General features: G+C 59.1%; 26 protein-coding genes and 1 pseudogene. 26 read left to right on the plus strand and 1 reads right to left on the minus strand.

The window, feature by feature from the left end; all coding sequences use genetic code 11:
* Nucleotides 1–66 precede the first annotated feature (66 nt).
* Nucleotides 67–1126 (minus strand): annotated as a pseudogene (locus ACFPK0_RS16260) (integron integrase).
* A 443-nt stretch (nt 1127–1569) separates the two neighbouring features.
* On the opposite strand from ACFPK0_RS16260, the gene ACFPK0_RS16265 reads away from it, so the two are divergent.
* From ACFPK0_RS16265 to ACFPK0_RS16390, 26 genes are all read left to right on the plus strand, one after another.
* Complete coding sequence (locus ACFPK0_RS16265) at nt 1570–1794, plus strand: hypothetical protein (protein ID WP_377342215.1); 225 nt, start codon at nt 1570–1572, stop codon at nt 1792–1794.
* 108 nt (nt 1795–1902) lie between these two features.
* Entirely contained in the window at nt 1903–2277 is a 375-nt protein-coding gene (locus ACFPK0_RS16270; RefSeq protein WP_377342219.1) for a hypothetical protein, read from the plus strand.
* Between the two features lie 401 nt (nt 2278–2678).
* Nucleotides 2679–2906: a hypothetical protein gene (locus ACFPK0_RS16275; RefSeq protein WP_377342221.1), complete on the plus strand. Its 228-nt coding sequence runs from the start codon at nt 2679–2681 to the stop codon at nt 2904–2906.
* A gap of 95 nt (nt 2907–3001) precedes the next feature.
* On the plus strand, nt 3002–3388 hold the full coding sequence (locus ACFPK0_RS16280; RefSeq protein WP_377342224.1) for a hypothetical protein: 387 nt from the start codon (nt 3002–3004) through the stop codon (nt 3386–3388).
* A gap of 680 nt (nt 3389–4068) precedes the next feature.
* Nucleotides 4069–4659, plus strand: a complete 591-nt coding sequence (locus ACFPK0_RS16285) for an alpha/beta hydrolase (protein WP_377342226.1) — start codon at nt 4069–4071, stop codon at nt 4657–4659.
* A gap of 488 nt (nt 4660–5147) precedes the next feature.
* Nucleotides 5148–5651, plus strand: coding sequence for a hypothetical protein (locus ACFPK0_RS16290; protein ID WP_377342228.1), 504 nt, complete (start codon nt 5148–5150; stop codon nt 5649–5651).
* Nucleotides 5652–5999: 348 nt separating this feature from the next.
* Complete coding sequence (locus ACFPK0_RS16295) at nt 6000–6506, plus strand: HXXEE domain-containing protein (protein WP_377342230.1); 507 nt, start codon at nt 6000–6002, stop codon at nt 6504–6506.
* Nucleotides 6507–6567: 61 nt separating this feature from the next.
* On the plus strand, nt 6568–7200 hold the full coding sequence (locus ACFPK0_RS16300; RefSeq protein ID WP_377342232.1) for a DJ-1/PfpI family protein: 633 nt from the start codon (nt 6568–6570) through the stop codon (nt 7198–7200).
* A gap of 482 nt (nt 7201–7682) precedes the next feature.
* Nucleotides 7683–7883, plus strand: a complete 201-nt coding sequence (locus tag ACFPK0_RS16305; protein ID WP_377342234.1) for a dihydrofolate reductase family protein — start codon at nt 7683–7685, stop codon at nt 7881–7883.
* 314 nt (nt 7884–8197) lie between these two features.
* The gene (locus ACFPK0_RS16310) at nt 8198–8779 is read left to right on the plus strand and encodes a dihydrofolate reductase family protein (protein WP_377342236.1); all 582 of its coding nucleotides are present in this window, start codon (nt 8198–8200) and stop codon (nt 8777–8779) included.
* Nucleotides 8780–8901: 122 nt separating this feature from the next.
* Nucleotides 8902–9315 carry a nuclear transport factor 2 family protein gene (locus tag ACFPK0_RS16315; protein ID WP_377342238.1) on the plus strand — a complete coding sequence of 138 codons (414 nt, stop codon included), beginning with the start codon at nt 8902–8904 and terminating at the stop codon, nt 9313–9315.
* A 479-nt stretch (nt 9316–9794) separates the two neighbouring features.
* Nucleotides 9795–10268 (plus strand): GNAT family N-acetyltransferase, encoded by a 474-nt coding sequence (locus tag ACFPK0_RS16320; RefSeq protein WP_082520250.1) that lies wholly within the window; start codon nt 9795–9797, stop codon nt 10266–10268.
* Between the two features lie 70 nt (nt 10269–10338).
* Nucleotides 10339–10860, plus strand: coding sequence for a hypothetical protein (locus tag ACFPK0_RS16325; protein WP_156458394.1), 522 nt, complete (start codon nt 10339–10341; stop codon nt 10858–10860).
* A 517-nt stretch (nt 10861–11377) separates the two neighbouring features.
* Nucleotides 11378–11572: a hypothetical protein gene (locus ACFPK0_RS16330; protein ID WP_377342242.1), complete on the plus strand. Its 195-nt coding sequence runs from the start codon at nt 11378–11380 to the stop codon at nt 11570–11572.
* A gap of 239 nt (nt 11573–11811) precedes the next feature.
* Nucleotides 11812–12321, plus strand: a complete 510-nt coding sequence (locus tag ACFPK0_RS16335) for a GNAT family N-acetyltransferase (protein WP_056083804.1) — start codon at nt 11812–11814, stop codon at nt 12319–12321.
* Nucleotides 12322–12432: 111 nt separating this feature from the next.
* Nucleotides 12433–12672 (plus strand): DUF1737 domain-containing protein, encoded by a 240-nt coding sequence (locus ACFPK0_RS16340; protein ID WP_082520249.1) that lies wholly within the window; start codon nt 12433–12435, stop codon nt 12670–12672.
* A gap of 91 nt (nt 12673–12763) precedes the next feature.
* On the plus strand, nt 12764–13174 hold the full coding sequence (locus ACFPK0_RS16345) for a hypothetical protein (protein WP_056083801.1): 411 nt from the start codon (nt 12764–12766) through the stop codon (nt 13172–13174).
* A 71-nt stretch (nt 13175–13245) separates the two neighbouring features.
* Nucleotides 13246–13806, plus strand: coding sequence for a dihydrofolate reductase family protein (locus tag ACFPK0_RS16350; protein WP_056083798.1), 561 nt, complete (start codon nt 13246–13248; stop codon nt 13804–13806).
* 64 nt (nt 13807–13870) lie between these two features.
* Nucleotides 13871–14371, plus strand: a complete 501-nt coding sequence (locus ACFPK0_RS16355; protein WP_377342247.1) for a GNAT family N-acetyltransferase — start codon at nt 13871–13873, stop codon at nt 14369–14371.
* 72 nt (nt 14372–14443) lie between these two features.
* Nucleotides 14444–14782: a YnfA family protein gene (locus ACFPK0_RS16360; protein WP_056083793.1), complete on the plus strand. Its 339-nt coding sequence runs from the start codon at nt 14444–14446 to the stop codon at nt 14780–14782.
* Nucleotides 14783–14882: 100 nt separating this feature from the next.
* On the plus strand, nt 14883–15269 hold the full coding sequence (locus ACFPK0_RS16365) for a VOC family protein (protein WP_056083789.1): 387 nt from the start codon (nt 14883–14885) through the stop codon (nt 15267–15269).
* Nucleotides 15270–15388: 119 nt separating this feature from the next.
* Entirely contained in the window at nt 15389–15766 is a 378-nt protein-coding gene (locus tag ACFPK0_RS16370) for a GFA family protein (protein ID WP_156459008.1), read from the plus strand.
* 69 nt (nt 15767–15835) lie between these two features.
* Nucleotides 15836–16393 carry an RBBP9/YdeN family alpha/beta hydrolase gene (locus ACFPK0_RS16375; protein ID WP_377342250.1) on the plus strand — a complete coding sequence of 186 codons (558 nt, stop codon included), beginning with the start codon at nt 15836–15838 and terminating at the stop codon, nt 16391–16393.
* A 65-nt stretch (nt 16394–16458) separates the two neighbouring features.
* Nucleotides 16459–16860 (plus strand): DUF302 domain-containing protein, encoded by a 402-nt coding sequence (locus ACFPK0_RS16380; RefSeq protein WP_377342252.1) that lies wholly within the window; start codon nt 16459–16461, stop codon nt 16858–16860.
* Between the two features lie 252 nt (nt 16861–17112).
* On the plus strand, nt 17113–17442 hold the full coding sequence (locus ACFPK0_RS16385; protein ID WP_377342254.1) for a hypothetical protein: 330 nt from the start codon (nt 17113–17115) through the stop codon (nt 17440–17442).
* Between the two features lie 56 nt (nt 17443–17498).
* Entirely contained in the window at nt 17499–17786 is a 288-nt protein-coding gene (locus ACFPK0_RS16390; protein ID WP_377342256.1) for a hypothetical protein, read from the plus strand.
* Nucleotides 17787–17812 lie beyond the last annotated feature (26 nt).

Genomic DNA, 17812 nt, shown 5'->3' on the forward strand with positions numbered 1-17812 from the left:
GAGGGGTTGGGGTGAGGGCCCGACAGCGCGAACAGTCCCACCCCACCCTCACCCCAGCCAATCCGCTCAACGATCCAGCGGACTCACCACTCCCTGCCCGCCCCGATTGAGCACATGCGTATAGATCTGTGCTGCACACGGATGTGCCAATGCCGCGGGCGCATGGATGCGCAAGAGCGGCCGTCGTCGCCACGTCCTTGTGGCCCAGCAGTTCCTGGATCGTGCGGATGTCTTGGCCAGCCTCCAGCAGATGCGTGGCAAACGAATGGCGCAACGTGTGGCATGTGGCGGGTTTGAGGATGCCCGCGCGCTCCCGCGCCGACTTGACCGCGCGCTGCAGCCGCGACTCGTCCACGTGATGGCGACGCTCCGCGCCGTCGCGCGGGTCCACGCTGCGCGCCGCCGCGGGAAACACGTACTGCCAGCCCCACTCCGCCGCAGCGCCAGGAAACTTGCGCGCCAGCGCGTCAGGCATCCAGGCCCGGCCGAAGCCGGCCGCCAGATCCCGCTGGTGGATTCGCTCCGCCTCCGACAGCTGCGCCCGCAATGGCTCGGCCAGCGTACGTGGCAGCATGGTGCGACGATCTTTCGCCCCCTTGCCCTGGCGCACCAGAATTTCGTGACGTTCGAAATCCACGTCCTTCACGCGCACGCGCATGCACTCCATCAACCGCATCCCGGTGCCGTACAACAGGCTCCCCATCAACCACGGCAGGCCCGTCAATTCGCCCAGCAGCGCCGTCACCTCCGGTCGGGTCAGCACCACCGGCAGACGCTGCGGCCGCCTCGCCCGCTCGATCCCGTCCAGCCACGGCAGCTCGATGCCCAACACCTGTTTGTAAAGGAACAGCAGCGCCGACAAGGCCTGGTTCTGCGTAGCCGCAGCGACATGGGCATGCACCGCCAGCGCGGTGAGGAAACGCTCGATCTCCGGCGCACCGAGTCCGGCCGGGTGGCGCTTGTCGTTGGCCAGGATAAAACGGCGAATCCAGCCGACATAAGCGTCCTCACTGCGCCTGGACATGCCCAGCCGCCGCATCCGGTCGCGCACCTGGTCGAGCAGCTTCGGCGACGATGCCGCCGCTGCCCCATCCGTCCGTTTCCCCGCGTCGCCAAAGGAAGTCATCCGTGTCCCCAGTCTGCAATAGACGGCGAGATTAGGTTGCCAGATTAGGCGGGCCCAAGAAGCGCAACCCATTGATTCGTGTAGGCTGCCGGCCCTGGCAAGCCGCGGGATGCAGGGATTAGGCTGCAGGATTAGACTGCACTTTGAAATCTACTTAGCGTTAGTCGGTAGCTCGTGGTGGTTCTTCGTTGCATGTGTTTCGCCCAGCTTCGCGCTGGCTTGTCGTCCGTCGCCGCAGCACCTTTTCGCGCAGCGCTGTCGCAAGCCTCAGCTTTCAGAGCTGGTTGTTTTGGGGTAGTCGGTTGTTCAAGCAGTGCGCTGGTCGTGGCAGTCGTTGTCGCCCGAGCAAGCTGCGTCGCAACCGTCTAACATTTCGTTCAAGGCGGACGGCTACGCCGCCGCTTAACTCCAGCGTTAGAGCTCCCAGGGAGTGCTATCAAATCATGTCACCGACGCTCAAAGGCTTCGACGCCGAAACTGTCAAAAAGCTCGAAGACGCCGCGTGCGAGCATGGCGTGGTCATGGGCCTTTTATCCGCAATCGAAGAATGGCAATCCTCCGGCCATCCAGATGCGTACGACATGCATTTCTTTGAGCTTGCCTCTATGGCCGCTGGTCTTGCTCGCATAGAGCGCGTGCGTCGCGGCATCGACAAGGATGGCGAGTAACAGTCCCTGTGGCACGCACTCTAACCAGTCGTCCAAGCGGACGCGCGTGCCGCGTGCCGCTTAACTCCAGCGTTAGGCTTCACAACCGTCGTATTGAAAGGATTCATCATGAGCCAGCCTCCGTTCTATCCGCGTCGCATCCAGCTAACCGTTGCATTTCAAATGCTCGCTTTGGCGACAATTGCTTATGTTTCGCTTAGCACCACTTATTCAGCATACCCACTCGCCATTCCCATTTTGACGGTCATCGCAGTCTTAGGAATGAAGTGGGCCGCGCCAAAGCTTCCACCAGGCCAAGCAGCCCTAGTTGGGTTAACAGTATTGGCGATTCACTTTCTACTGGACTGGATCATCACCGCCCTTGGTCAGCCTCTACTTATCTATCTTGGCGACCTTATCGTTTCGGTCGTATGTGTCGGTTACTTTGGTTCTAGGTGGGTAAAGCAAGGCTATATACCATCCGCGAGCAATTTTTGGCCGTAACGTTAGCCGCCTAACATTTCGTTCAAGGCGGACGGCTGCGCCGCCGCTTAACTCCGGCGTTAGGCCTTACACACGGAGGCTGTTCTTGGCTAAATCACGAAGCTTGTTGTTCGTAGCAGAAGGCACCAACGGCTCTGGTGAGCCAGATCGTGTATGGGTCTACAAGCAGGGCAGGTCTTACTATCTGTCAGCCTCTGGAGCGTCTGCCCGAGAACATTTGTGTCATCCATCCGTCAAAGATCGTGCAGGGATACAGCGAGAAATATTCTTGGTCTACCAAATCAAGATCGAGCGTGTTCTAGAGCCGCATGAACTCAATCGGTAACGTACCGGCAGGCCTAACAGTTCGTTCAAGGCGGACGGCTTCGCCGCCGCTTAACTCCAGCGTTAGGGGGTAATCCATGAGCTTCGAACTCAAACCAACACACGAACTGGTTCAAATCGCTGCCGCTGGCGGAGGCTTCAGTCTTAAGGCGGGTCTGAAGCCTACACATGAGCTTGTACAAATTGCTGCCGCTGCGAAAGGCAGCGGTGCGCAGGTCACGTTCACCGGCCTAGCGCTACGTCCGACGCATGAGCTGGTGCAAATCGCAGCTGCTGGTAAAGGTGTTGTCGTCCTCGAAAACTGAGGCAACCCCTAACCAGTCATCCAAGCGGACGGCTTCGCCGCCGCTTAATTCCAGCGTTAGACCCGTCACCACTCCTTCAGTCCAAGCGCGGAACAATGGCAAATTACTTCAAGCGCAACGAACGCAAGGCTTTCGTAGCGCTATTACTCGCCACCTTCGCAACCGGATTGCTTGGACTGTATTGTGTAGTTTTTGGCTGGTCCAACGCCTCCAAGCTCATTGCAACGTCGGGCCTTCTTTGCACAGTTGCCGGTGTCGTGCAGCTGGAGGTTAGTGGTTTTTTTGCCAAAATTTCCGGTGAATATGGCGACGACAAAAAGTATCCCTATGGGCCGCCGTCGTACATCACTCGCGAAATCATTTACAACCCTGACACGCCTTTCCGCAGTTGGTCAAAGGGCTTTGCGTTCTTCAACACCTCAGTGGGTTTTTGGCTCATAGTCATAGGCACGTTCATTCAGGTGGGCGCTGTTTGGGTTTAGCCGACGGCGTCTAACATTTCGTTCAAAGGCGGACGGCTTCGCCGCCGCTTAACTCCAGCGTTAGTCGGTAGCTCGTGGTGGTTCTTCGTTGCATGTGTTTCGCCCAGCTTCGCGCTGGCTTGTCGTCCGTCGTCGCAGCAGCTTTTCGCGCGGCGTCGTCGCAAGCCTCAGCTTTCAGAGCTGGTTGTTTTGGGGTAGTCGGTTGTTCAAGCTCTGCGCTCGTCGTGACGGTCGTTGTCGCCCGAGCAAGCTGCGTCGCAACCGTCTAACTCCTCGTCCAAGCGGACGGCCCTCTCGGGCCGCCGCTTAACTCAGGCGTTAGATCCCTTCCGGAGCTATCGATGAACCATGAGCTGACTATTGAGCGGGCTTCATCAATATTTGCTTCTGCGTTCGCGCCTCTTCGCTGCGTTGCGGAGCCCTGGGACTACGACAATCGCTTCAGGTTTCGCGTATTCGACGGTGACGAGCCTCTGCTTTCCGCAGACGATATGCTCAGGCAACAGGCAACAAATTCAAGGCGACTGGAGGCAGCTATAGCTCATGCCCGCTCAAGCCTTGAAGAACGCGGCTATGTTCTAGAACCTTGGTCATTTCCAAGTGTTGGCTAGCGCGTGGTCTAACATCTCATTCGAGGCGGACGGCTACGCCGCCGCTCAATTCCAGCGTTAGGCGACTTGATGAAGGTTCAACTAGACTTTCAAGACTACCCTGACATAGTTCGGGGAGATATTTTTTGGCGGCCGCCTCCGGACACGCTGAAGAAGGTCCCGCACCTCTACGAGCGCGCCGCTTCGTGCCTCCACATGCTCTTCAACATCGGTAACTACACACATCGGGATGGCTACACACTAGAAATGCACGCAGCGGCATATATAAGAGCCGCGCTTGTTGAATTCGTAGGTATTGAAGAATCTGTTCAAACTGCGGGGTACACTTTCAGTATCCTTTCGTCGTGTAGCCCACTACTACATTTCATGCGTTTGCTACGCAACTATCAGATTCATGTCGGATCACAGCCCATATCCAAGAAATCTATTGATATAACGTTTGCGGGGAAAGAAACGTCGATGGACGTGGTGATTATCGATAACCTAGACGCTGAGAAATTTATGCAATTGGCGGCAATCGTTAGATATCGCAACTATGATTTGTCGGACGTCCAAGCGATGGTCAATTTGTTCGACGTTCAACAAGCAAGACTTGGCGTATATGAAATACTTAGGCTGGGCGCTCAAAGGCTCGTCAAGGATATCGAGCAGGTCGTCTAACATTTCGTTCAAGGCGGACGGCTGCGCCGCCGCTTAACTCCAGCGTTAGGTGCCATGAAAAAGAGTCGACTCGTACGAGCATATTTCATAGGTTTGGCCATCTCTGTCGCCTTGGGGTTTGCCGCTCTCGCCTTAGCACTTGTGGTCACGTTCATGGGATCCCTCGCCATGGATCATCCTTCGCCGTCTGGCGCTCACGCCGCTCTCACCTTGATATTTGCAGGTGCTTTGCCTCTCGAAGTTTGGGGTGCTCCGGGAATGGTGGCGTTAAGGGTTGTTGGGGCAACAAACGGGTGGTTGGCTTTGTTCTTCCGTATCGTCATAGTCCCATTCATATGGGCGTTTCTAGTTCCATTATTCATTTACTTTCGTGCTCGCCGAAATAGTAACCGAGATGGTTTTGGCACCTAACATCTCATTCGAGGCGGACGGCTGCGCCGCCGCTCAATTCCAGCGTTAGGCCGCTCAATGCGCCACGGGGGCACATCTTGAAGGTAACTGATTGGCTCGCGGTCTATGCCGCTATTCTTTCAACGGTGGTCTTCGCATGGAACGTCTTGCGAGCAAAGCCAAAGGTAAAAGCGCGCCTTACCTTTGGTCTGCATCCCGAGCAAGGTCCAGGGGTCTATATTTTTGTACAAAACAAGTCGAGCCATACGGTTCACTTGGCATCAGTTGGACCTCTGTACCGTTCCGGATGCGCGTCAATTCGCGAAAAGCTAGCATTCGTCATCAAGTACCGGCGGTTTCCGAAAACCTTGGGTTGGGTGCATACAAGCTTCAGATACTTCGGCGTTTCTGACGGTTGTCCAGTCGCAATCGAAGCGGGCAACGCTCATCAAATTTTCTTGCCCGAAGCGCAGGTTGAGGAGATCCTTCGAGGCGCGGATGCTCGCGATTTGATGGCACATGCGCAAGATATGCTGTGGCACAACGCATATTCAAATGTTCTTGCCTACCCGCTACCCACGTCTTCCGCTGGAGCGGCCTAACAACTCGTTCAAGGCGGACGGCTACGCCGCCGCTTAACTCCAGCGTTAGGCCGCAAGCGACAGGCATGGAATTTCTCATCTACCTTGCTGGCGTCATTCTCTTCAGCGCCTTCTATTTTCAGCTAAAGGCTGCGCTTGATGGGGGTGTCTGGTTCTTCCTCGTGGTGGTTGTGTACTTGTTGTGCGTTCGCGTAGTTGGGCGCTTTGTCGGTCGGCGTCTTCGCGGGTCGCCCCGTGGCGGCGGCTCGCGCTAACGTGTACCGAGCAGTTCTATGGCGGGGTTGCGGTCTAACATTTCGTTCAAGGCGGACGGCTTCGCCGCCGCTTAACTCCAGCGTTAGGTTGCACATGTCACTTATCGCAATTGGCTGGCTGTTTACTCTCGGTGCGTTGTTGCACAACGCCGAGGAAGCCCTGTTGTTGCCTGCTTGGTCTCAACACGCCGGACGGTTCTACAAGCCGGTCACGGCTCAGGTGTTTCGTACAGCCGTCATTATTCTTTCGGCGCTATTTGTAACGGTTACAGTGGCAGCTTCAGTTTCTCGCCCGGGCAGTATTGCCGCGTACTTGATGGCGGGGTATGCGTTAGCCATGGTTCTGAATGTATTTGCGCCACATGTGCTGGCTACGGTCGCCACGCGCAGGTACATGCCGGGCACTGCAACCGCAGTCCTACTCAATCTGCCGCTTGGCTTATTGTACCTGTCGCGTACCTTGGCGGAGGCGCACGTCACATTACCAACTTTCTATTGGGCGGGACCGGCAGTAGTCTTGGGTATGTTGGCCTTGTTGCCAGGATTGTTTGCCGTAGGTCGTCGGTTGCATGCTGCCATCAATCGGGCGGGTGCAACCTAACAATTCGTTCGAGGCGGACGGCTACGCCGCCGCTCAGCTCCGGCGTTAGGTGCCCAATATTATGTCCATGAACTTTGGTGTTCTCATTTTTCCACAGGCGGAAGAGCTTGATATTGTGGGGCCATGGGAGATGCTCACCATGTGGGCCAAACACGCACAAGGACCAGAACATTGCCTCATGGTTGCCCAGTCGCTGGAGCCTGTGATCTGTGCTAAAGGCATGGAAATCACGCCACACGCGTCGTTCGAAACATGCCCCGCGCTCAACTACCTTTTGATTCCCGGTGGGCAGGGCACGCGGACAGAGGTCAACAACAGACAGCTCGTTGATTTCATCGCACAGCAAGCGGCATCCTGCCAAGCCATCTTGTCTGTCTGTACCGGTTCATTCCTGCTGCATGCAGCTGGACTTCTCACCGGCAGGATGGCCACCACACACTGGGGTTCGCTGCAGCGCATGCGTGCACTGGGTGATGTAAAGGTCGTGGAGGAACGCTTTGTTCGTGACGGCAACATATGGTCATCCGCGGGGGTGTCGGCTGGTATTGACCTCATGCTGGCGTTCATTGCTAGCGTCGCGTCTGAAGAAGCTGCGGGAAAAGTGCAGTTCGCTGCTGAGTATTATCCGTCCGGGATCAAGTATGGTGGCTTCGAAGAACATGCAGATGCACCTGCGTACCTGCGGACCACCTGACTGCTCGATCCAGCGTACGTGCTGCGCGCGCCACTGATTCAAGCGTTAGGCTTCAAGAGCTTTTCGGAGTTGTTGCCAAGTCAGCGCCAGCGTCGCAACCAGGCTTCGCAATAAGCATCGTTTCTTCGTTTCGCTCCCGGCCAGCCTGCGGGTGTTGTTCGCGGGTGCGATCTCTCGCCGTTGAGGTCCGATTACCGCGAGAAACCCCGTCGGACATCCATGCGGAGGCTGAAGGCATGGGCAAGCTCGTTTTCGGCATGATGCAATCCCTCGACGGATACGTCGATGACGCCGCGGGGCGACTGACATTGCCTCCTCCCTGGCGCCGCACGTGGCCTTCATTTCAACGATCACGTCCGCGGCATGGCAGGCGCAGCCGAAATGGGGCGTCTCACGTAAGCCGAAATCGGTCGGCCCGAACGCGACACTCGTCGCCGAGAACGGCGACGCGTTTGTGCGCAGACTGAAGGAGCACGTCGACGGTGGGATCGACGTCGCCGGGCCCACCCTGGCGGCGGAGCCTCACCGATCTCGGCTTGATCGACGAATATCGTCTCTACTTCCGGCCGTTCGTGCTGGGCGGGGGAAAGCCGTACTTTGCCGGCGTCCGACCCACCACCCGCATTGTGGGCTGCGATCGCGTTGGCAGGGACGCGATTCAGCTGACGTGTGTCCCAGCCTGAACGCGATATTCCACTCGCGCAGTGAGTCCATATTCTGGGCTCACCCGCACATGTCCAATCGCCCGGCGTCTGACGATCGTTGCAGCTGACAAAGGATCGCTATTGATTGTGCGCGCCGCGCGCGCCCTCCTGTTTGAATTCTTTGCAGCTGAACTCGGGCGGTAGGCCGCACGGGCCGTCCAGCCTCTGCTCGAAGTTGTCCGGGTTAGCCAGCACCTCGAACTGTCGAAAGTCTCGACTGTGGTTCGTCGTATGGTCGCAAGCCGAGTCGCCCGTACATCGGTGTCGCAGAATTCCAGAACCCGGAGAGCCAAATGAGAAAGCTCAGAATCATCGAACACATCTCGCTGGACGGCGTGATCCAGCATTCCGCCGATGACGGCGATTTCCCTTACAGCAACTGGACCACGCCCTATCGAACCCCCGTCGGCCTGGACGCACTCACGGCCGCGCTGGGAGCGCGCTTCGATTTGCTGCTTGGTCGTCGCACCTACGATATCTGGTCGGGCTTTTGGCCAAAGGCACCGAGCAGTCCGATGGCGGACGGCCTCAATGCGGCAACAAAACATGTCGCTACCCACCGTCCGGAGAGCCTTGAATGGGGCCCGTTCGAGGGCTTGGGACCGGACATTGTCGAAAGTGTTCGCCGCATCAAGTCGCAGGACGGCCCGGACCTGATTCTCTGGGGTAGCTCCACGCTTGCGTCGCCGGTGCTCGAGCATGGGCTTGCGGATGAGGTCCTGCTGATCGTCTATCCGGTTCTGTTGGGCAGGGGGAAGCGCCTCCTTGCGGAGGGGACTCCGGCGTGCTCATTCGAGCTCCTCGGCTCGGAAGCCATGCCTTCCGGCGTCATCCTCAGTACTTACAAGGTCGCCGGGCCTTTGAAGGCCGGATAACCGGACAGGATTGACTGAGCCAGCGGTGCGGAGTGACGCCTGACAACTCAAGCCTAACCCGCTCCGCGCGGCCGCTGAATTCAGGTGTCGGGCATCGCAATTCCCGTTCAAGGAGAAAGTTTATGAACTATCCATCCCTCGCCCCGGATCAGATCGCGATTCTGGGGCCTGCAAATAATGCGGCGAGCGAGACAAGGGACGTCATCCGCAAGTTTCACGAGGCGTTCGACCGTCACGATCCACAAGCCATGGAAGCTCTCGTGGCTGATGATTGCGTCATTGAGAATACCAACCCCGCCCCAAACGGTGCCCGCCTCCTTGGAAAGGCTGCGTGCCTGGCGAACTGGCAAGGCCTCGCCAGTTCGACGAGTGCCCGGTTCGTGCGCGAAGAGGTGTTTGTCGTCGGTGAACGGGCGGTTATCAGGTGGCGTTACTGCTGGGGCACGGACGACGCCAGTTCGATCCGCGGCATCAATTTGATGCGGGTTTGTGGCGGACGCATTGTTGAAGCAATGGGTTACGTAAAAGGGACATGAGGCGACGCCCGACAGGGCGATCCAGCCGACCGGCACGCCTCGGCTGTGCGGCGGCAGGCGGGCGGCTGAGTTTGAACGTCAGGCACGGAGACAGGAATGTCCCAAGTTCTCGCAGGTGTGGCACTCGTGGCTTTTGCAGCAGTAGGTCAACGGCCCCCATCGCCTTGTTTGCATGTGTCCTCTACGCCATCAAGGCCATACGTCACGCGCGTCCGAGCGTCAATCTCCGGGGTCGCGACACGTTGTGGAACCCTGCCAACGTGCTACTCGGCGATACCATCGCTCACAGACGATGGCTTGCGGTATCGTCGCAAATGCTTAAAGGCGCTGTGTATCTTCATCGCGTGCGTCGGCGGTACGTTGCTTGTTGCGGCAGTCACAGGGCAGCTCAGGTGAGCCACAGGCTGCCTAACCACCCGTTCGAGGCGGACGGCTTCGCCGCCGCTCAACTCAAGCGTTAGGCATCAGAGACCATCCGCATGACAACTCTTGCCCCAATGCGTACCGAAGCATACCCAGCCTTCTTCGAAGAGGCTGTCGCATTCTATGCCGAAGAAAACATTGCGGTCGGCCGCTGGCGGGCCGAAGAAGCGCTTGGCCTTTCAAGGAGCGAAACGGAGAACATGCTTTCACGGGGGCTTGAAACCCCAGATCAGTACATATTCGAGATCTTCGCCACAGTCGAGCAAGAACCGGTTGGCTACGTCTGGGTCGCCGTGATGCCAAGTGGAACGACCAAGGCGGCATTCGTCATCCAACTGAAGGTCCATCCCAAGTCGCAACGCCAAGGTCACGCTCGCGAAGCGCTTGGCTTTGTCGAGCAGTTTGCTCGGCAGCGCGGACTCTCCGGCATGGCGCTCCAAGTCTTCGCCCCCAACCCCGCTGCGCAGACCTTGTACGAGTCGGTGGGGTACAAAGTTTCAAGCTTCAACATGATCAAACCGTTCACCTAGAGTGGCGCCTAACAACTCGTTCAAGGCGAACGGCTACGCCGCCGCTTAACTCCAGCGTTAGGACTCAAGAATGCGGCTTCTGATATTTTTCGCGCTGACCAGTATTGCATCTACTGCATCCGCGAGCGGCTTTGGACCGTGGCATTTTGGGATGACGGCTGCCGAGATTCGTGCGGTGTCAAGCCATGGGCCTTATCGCACCTTCAAGAACGGCGACCTCGAGACATACAACGCAACACTTTGCGACCAAAAGCAGAATGTTCAGTTCTACCTCCGGGGTGGCCATCTCTTGCGAATCGTCGTGGTCACGTATGAGGGCACGGGCCTTAACGAAGCCACAAACAATTGGCTTTCCACATATAATTGCCTCGCCAAGCTTCACGGCGCGTTGGAGACTCCCGGGCTTAGAGGCGAGAACGCCCGAGCACTGGCCAATCAAGCAGAAGCACTTGTCAGCAATGGTACGAAGGTTCAGATGGCTCCTTTATCGCAGAGCAAGGACCGCTTCATATTCAGCTCCTTCGACAGCTACACGGTCAAAGGCGTCACGATTTATCGCGTTTGGATCAACTACGACAAACCATCGCCCTAACAGTTCGTCCAAGGCCGACGGCTTCGCCGCCGCTTAACTCAAGCGTTAGACATTAATGCTCAGAAAAATGGCCAGTTTGGTAGATCGCGGAATCGCCCATGGCTGCCTCGTGGCCGTTCTGTTGTTTGCTTGGCTCATGCTTGCACCACTTTCGCTACTGGCACTCTTGGGTCCCCCGACATCTTTCTTGCTCGGCTTCAGTGGTTTGGCCGGGCTGCTGGGGGCATCAATTCGTATTTATCTCGGCCCACGTTTCTTTTTGCTAGCGCGTTGGCGCCAACGACTTTTGGTCGGTTGCCTGGCCGCAGGAGCGGCGGCCACCCTTCTCGCGTTTGTTATCCTGCCCGCACGTATTTACTGGGCTACGCCTATCTGGTTTGTCGGCCTCGCCGGCATGCTAGTGCTCTTGGGCTCCATCATGGGCTCCGGGTTGGAGCCTAACAACTCGTCCAAGCGGACGCGCGAAAAGCCGCGCGCCGCTTAACTCCAGCGTTGGACCGCAGATAAGGAAACCCCCATGCAACCAACTAAAAAGCCCTATAGACCCGGCCACTGGATTGTTGTGGGAACGATCCTCGGAACGTTTATCGGAATACTTCTCGGCAAGCTGGCGCTTGGAATGATCTTCGGCTTTTTCCTAGGCGTCATGATTGACGCTCATAAGCGCAAATCGATTGCCGTGCCCGCCAAAGAATCGTCTGATGAAAAGTAAGGCTCCTTGTACTAGCTTTGTTTCTTGTTGGCTCGCTCTGCCTGCGCGCCGCATGCGCTCGTTTGCGGTCTGGCAAGTCATTCAAGCTGATTCCGCTTGGCGGGCCGGCTTGATTCAGGCGTCAGGCGTCTGAGGAAAACACTTCGTCGCGCTTGGGATGCGGAGCTTTTGCCCGGCCTTGTCGGTTGCCGCAGCCCTCACCTCGCTACCATCCGGGAACCGTAGTCACCACTTTTGCCATGACGTTGGAAGTCCGCAAAATTCAGTTCGCCGACGCACATAGCTATCGAGAATGCCTGGATTCGGTCGCTCGGGAGCGCCGATTTCTTGCCCAGGTCGAGGCTTTGCCCATCGAGCAGATCGAACAGTTTGTCGCCGAGTCGGTAGCCACCGATGCCGCGCAGTATGTCGCCGTCGAGAACGGCATGGTCATCGGATGGTGCGATGTGTTCTCCCACTGGGCTTACGCCATCGCCCATGTCGGCAGCCTTGGCATGGGGGTTCGCGCGGAGTATCGCGGCCGCGGCATCGGCGAACGCCTGCTCCGGGCAACGCTGACGCATGCCGAACAGAAGGGGATCTTTCGCGTCACGCTGGAGGCCCGCGCGGACAACCGGGCCGCGATCCGCCTCTACGAGAAGGTGGGGTTTCGCATCGAAGCTCGAACACCGTGCGCGTTGCGCTTTGACGACACGTTTTACGAGGGCGTACAAATGGCGCTGCTGCAAGGGCCGGCGAGTGCGGCGTGACCCGGCGCTCAAGCTGATGCGCCACGACGGCTTGGTTTGACTGCCTTGGTACGCAACTCAGCTCTACGTTAGCCTGCCAGAAATTCCGTCCAACCCGCCAAGGTCAACTACATGCCGCCCCGGAAAGTTACGGAGCAACCACCCGAGGGGTTGCCAATCTATCGCATCCTCACCGGCCCGGATGACGCCAGGTTCTGTCACAGGGTCAGCGAGGCTTTGGCGCTGGGTTATCGGCTTTACGGTTCGCCTGCTGCAACTTTCGATGGCGAGAGAGTTATCGTTGCGCAAGCCATCATCTGGCCGTCTGCGCTCACCCTGAATGGCGGCGAGAATGGCCAGCGGGCAAGCTAGCAAGTCAATGCAGCGGATGCGCTGTGCACACTGCTGATTTCGGACGCTGGATGGTGTTTACACGTTCTCGTCATTCAACGGGAACCACCCAATGATCGGTGCTGCCGGTGTTGCCATGAAGAAGGTTGAGCCGCAGCTCGCTTCCCTGGGGCTGCTGCTGATCGAGGACCGGGACTATGCCGCTACTTTCTCCAGCGCCACTCACACATTGCATGTGGCAAGTGAGCCTTACTATTCCGGCCTGTCCATCTCACTCCGGGATGCATGCGGCGAAACGTATGAGCTTGGCCTGTTGGCTCGCCAGATCGCACCAGAGCGTTACGCCCAGCCCAACGGGCTGCAGGCAACAGATGGCCAGGAAATGTTTGGCTTGAGTAGCATGGTCAGCTTTCTGCAAGACAACAAAGCATTGGTTTTCGAGCAACCCGCTCCCTATTCCGCTGCATACCAGGAAGCTGAAAAACTACGTTTGGCAGAGCCGGGCTTGTCGGGAGCCATCTGATAATTCGTGCGGGGCGGACGGCTTCGCCGCCACTCAACTCCAGCGTCACCCGCTATGAGTAATTCACGGCCATGGGGCTTTTGACTTTCAGCATCAACGTCACCCTCGACGGTTGCGTCGACCACCAGGAAGGGATCGCGGACGACGAGACACATGCTTTCTTCACCCGCCTCATGGATGAAGGCGGGGCGATGCTGTGGGGTCGCGTTACCTACGAGATGATGGAGAGCTACTGGCCGGCAGTCGCCCGAGGCGACGTGGAGGCAGCGCCGGCGATCCGCGAGTGGGCGGTCAAGCTGGAGACCAAGCCGAAGTACGTGGTGTCGTCGACGCGAAATGACTTTCGATGGAACCATACCCACCGCATCGCCGGCGACCTTCGCACGGAGGTGCAGAAACTGAAGGATGCGACGCCGGCCGGCGTGCTTCTGGGTAGCGGCAAGCTCGCGACCGAGCTGGACCGGCTGGATCTGATCGACGAGTACGTGTTTCTCGTCCACCCCAGGATCGCGGGCCACGGCCCGACGCTGTATCAGAGTGGGCTGCCTGGCACGCGACGGCTCGATCTGGTTTCCGCGAAGCCGCTCCGCAACGGCGCGGTCGCCTTGCACTACCGGCGCGAGCGCGGCTGAATCCATGCAAGCCGAAGCCGTTTCGCGGTGCGGCTCAATTCTGGCGTCAGGCCGCAGGTGAGGCATGGTGAAACTACGGGACGAGCTTCCTTCCGACGCAGCCGCCATTGACGCGGTCACCATTGCCGCATTTCGTCATGCCGCACATGCAAGCCACACGGAACAATTTATCGTTCGTGCGCTGCGCGACGCCGGGCAACTCGCTGTCGCCCTCGTCGCAGAGGACGGCGGTGTCATCATCGGCCATGTGGCGGTGTCGCCTGTCGCCATCACGGGTATGTCAGCTGGCTGGTACGGCCTCGGACCCATTTCCGTTCTACCGGAGCATCAGGGTCGTGGTGTCGGCACGTTGCTCATGCAGGGCTCGCTCGCGCGGCTGCGGGCGTTGGGCGCGGCCGGCTGTGTCGTGCTGGGGGAGCCGGGGTATTACCAGCGCTTTGGTTTTGCGGCTTCGTCGCTGGTGCTCCCCGACGTTCCACAACAATATTTCCAGGCTGTCGCCTTCAACGGCCACATGCCGTCCGGCACAGTCGCGTACCATGCGTCATTCGAGGCTACGGCCTGACGGTTTGTGCAGGGCGCACGCGAAAAGCCGGGCGCCGCTTGATCCAGCGCCGGGAATGCCAGCGAGATACTGATGCTCTTCCAGCTTTCCAAAACCCTGGGCCTGTTCGCGCTCACCGCGTTGGCTGAGATCATCGGCTGCTATCTGCCCTATCTGTGGCTGAAGCAGGGCCACTCGGCGTGGCTGCTTGTGCCCGCCGCGCTGAGTCTGGCCGCATTTGCGTGGCTTCTCACTCTCCATCCCCAAGCTGCCGGCCGCGTGTACGCGGCATACGGTGGCGTGTACATCAGCGTGGCGCTGCTCTGGCTCTGGGCCGTGGATTCCGTCAAACCTTCCGTTGCGGACTTCATCGGTGTCGGGTTCTGCCTGCTGGGCATGTCGATCATCATGTTCGCGCCGCGGCCGGGCTGACCATTCATTCAGGCCGGCGCCGCCATGCGGTGCGGCTTGATTCAGGGATTGGGTCTTGCATGACCTTTGCCACCAATAGAACTCGCACCGTGGAGTCATCGTGCCATTACCCGCTCGCGCCGGCATTTTCATCTACGCCAAGCATCCGGAAAGCCTTTCGGCCTTTTACCAATCCGTCCTGGGCATGACAGTCGCTCATCGCACTGATCAGATGATCGTGCTTTGCTCGCCGGATCTGCAGATCGTCGTTCACGCGATGCCTGCGGACATTGCGTCGCAAGTGGCAATCACCCGCCCACCGCGGCTGCGCGACAATGTCGCCATCAAGTTCTTCTGTACCGTCCCCAGTCTTTCGGGTGCTGAGGAATCAGCGCGAGCATTGGGCGGGAACGTGTTTCCGGAGCAATGGCAAGGCCCCGGCTTTGTGGTTCGCAATGCCTGCGATCCGGAGGGCAACGTCTTTCAGGTGCGCGCGAGCGTGGACTGACAATGCGCTCGAGCCGGAGCCTCCTCGTTCTGCAAAGCACCCGGTGGATGCGGCTTGCCCTGCGCCCTGCTCCACTACACGTCTCGATCTGACCACCCGAACCACCAGTCATCATGCCCATGAAAATGATCGCCTCCTGTCATTGCGGCGCCGTCCAGATAGCCGTTGCGCACTTTCCGACGGAAGTGACCGAATGCAACTGCTCGCTCTGCCACAGTTACGGCGTGCTCTGGTCCTACTACGCGGCTGGCGACGTCATCTCCGTGCCGGACAGCTCGCTGACCGACACCTATGCGTGGGCTGGGCACAATGTCGATTTTCATCGGTGCCGTACCTGCGGCTGCGTCACGCACTGGGTGCCTCGCGACGCAAAACGCGATCGGCGCGGCATCAATGCGCGGCTCTTTCCAACGCATGCTCTTGAGGACGCACGCATACGCCGCCGGGATGGCGCCGGCACGGGCAAGTTCCTGAGCTGGCCTGCAGGCGCAACCTGACATTTCGCGCAAGGCGGTGCTCAACTCCGGCGCCGAACATCAAACCCGACATCATCAAAGGCGAGAAGCATGCATCCTGTACTTATCCTGCCAGGCCTTGGCAACTCCGGCCCTGACCACTGGCAGAGCCATTGGGAGCGTCAGGATTCTTCATGCGAGCGGGTGATACAAAATGACTGGGATACGCCTCGTTGCCGGGATTGGGTTGACCGCCTCGACCATGTGGTGGGGCAACGCAATGGCCCGGTCGTTCTCGCTGCGCATAGTTCAGCCTGTGCATTGGTGGCCCATTGGGCCGCCTCGGCGTCATCGCCGCAGTTGGAGCGAGTCTGTGGCGCCCTTCTTGTAGCCCCGAGTGATCCTGACGGCGCCAATTACCCGCCGGGCCCTGTCGGTTTCGGCCCCGTCCCGCTGCTGCCGCTTCCTTTTCCCTCGATCGTCGTCGCAAGCGCCGATGATCGGTATATAGAGCCGACGCGAGCCCGCCAGTACGCCGACGCCTGGCGCAGCCGCTTCGTGCTTTTGCAGGGTGCGGGGCACATCAATGCGTCCAGCGGGTTTGGCCCATGGCCGGAGGGCTACGCCCTGCTTTGCGCGTTGCGAGCGGAAGAGCACGCTGATGCCTGACCATTCGTTCAAGGCGATGCCATTTCGCGGCAGGCCTGATTCAAACACTAGGTACCCACAGACCCATGTCATCATCCAGCGTTGTCACTCTCGAAAGTCCGTACACCTTCTCCGACACGGTTCGGCGTTTGCTTGCTGCGTTTGCCGCGAAGAGCATCAAGGTTTTCGCGGTCATTGATCAGCAGGCCGAGGCCAGTGCGGCCAGGTTGGCAATGCCGCCGACGACTCTGGTGATCTTCGGCAACCCTCAGGCGGGTACACCGCTCATGCTCGCCAATCCGCAAGTGGGCGTTGATCTGCCGCTCAAGGTACTTGTCAGCGAGGCCGTGCCGGGGCAGGTTGTCGTGTGCTTTACCTCGGCGGCAACCATCGTCCAACGCCATGGACTCCCGCCCGAGTTTGTCGCCAACCTGGCACCCGCCGAGCGCGTGATCGGGGCGGCGCTGGGCAAGAGCGTTGGCGTTTGACAATCATCCAGGGGACTAGCGGATACGCTCCGCCCGAAGCTTCACTTGAGCCTCAAGCCACTTGAATAGTCTCGTGAGTGACGCATGCCTTTTCACTACCCTGGCGTTCTTCTGCCTCCACGTCGTTCTCGTGGCCATTCTCAAGCCCCGGGTAGCCGCGGTATACGCACTATCATCGACAGCGGCGTTCACGCTGCCGCCACTTCTTGACGCGGCGTAACTCAGGCAGCTTTACCCGGGTGTCAGCCGTCCATGCCAACCATCGTGTTACGCGACCACGAAAACCGGGATCAGGGCTTCCTGCTCGTGGCCGGCAGCGAGGCCGTGTTTGCCATGGATACGCGTGACGTCGTGCTCATGGCGCTGCCATCCCCCACCACGTCACCGAACGCAACCTTTCTGCAGAGGTTCAAGCATGCGGAGTTCAAGGCGGACTTCACCATCGGCGATTCAGGCGGCCGGATTTCCTTCGCGGTGACACCCGAGCTGTCTTTCCTTGCTTCGCTCGATGCTTCCGGTACCGGCTCCTGGTCAGCAGGTACCATCGGCGGTGGCAGCTGCCGGTGGCTCAACGACGGCTGACAACGGGCTTGCGCCGGCGCCGGCTCTGCCTCCGCTCAACTTCAGCATCCACTCGCATGTCGAACACCCGGGTACGTCGAAGCACCGATTCGGATCTCACGCTTGGCGGACGCGCTATAGCCGCCGTCGCGTCGTGTCTGTTCTCGGTGCCGCTCATGGGCCTGATCTGGCTGATCATCAACAACCAGATCGCGCCCATCTCGGACAGCGTGTTGCCGCTGTCGGCGCTGGTCGCAGCCATCGTCGGGTTCGCCGCCCTGTCGTTCGCCTTCCCTCGTCTTGCCCCGAACGTCTTTGGCTGGATCTGCGACACCCTGATGCGGTTGGCGCGATGGCTGTGGTGACGCATCGGGGTCCGCGCCTGTCCGGG

It is taken from the genome of Rhodanobacter ginsenosidimutans (genome assembly GCF_042655685.1).
Taxonomy (GTDB): domain Bacteria; phylum Pseudomonadota; class Gammaproteobacteria; order Xanthomonadales; family Rhodanobacteraceae; genus Rhodanobacter; species Rhodanobacter ginsenosidimutans.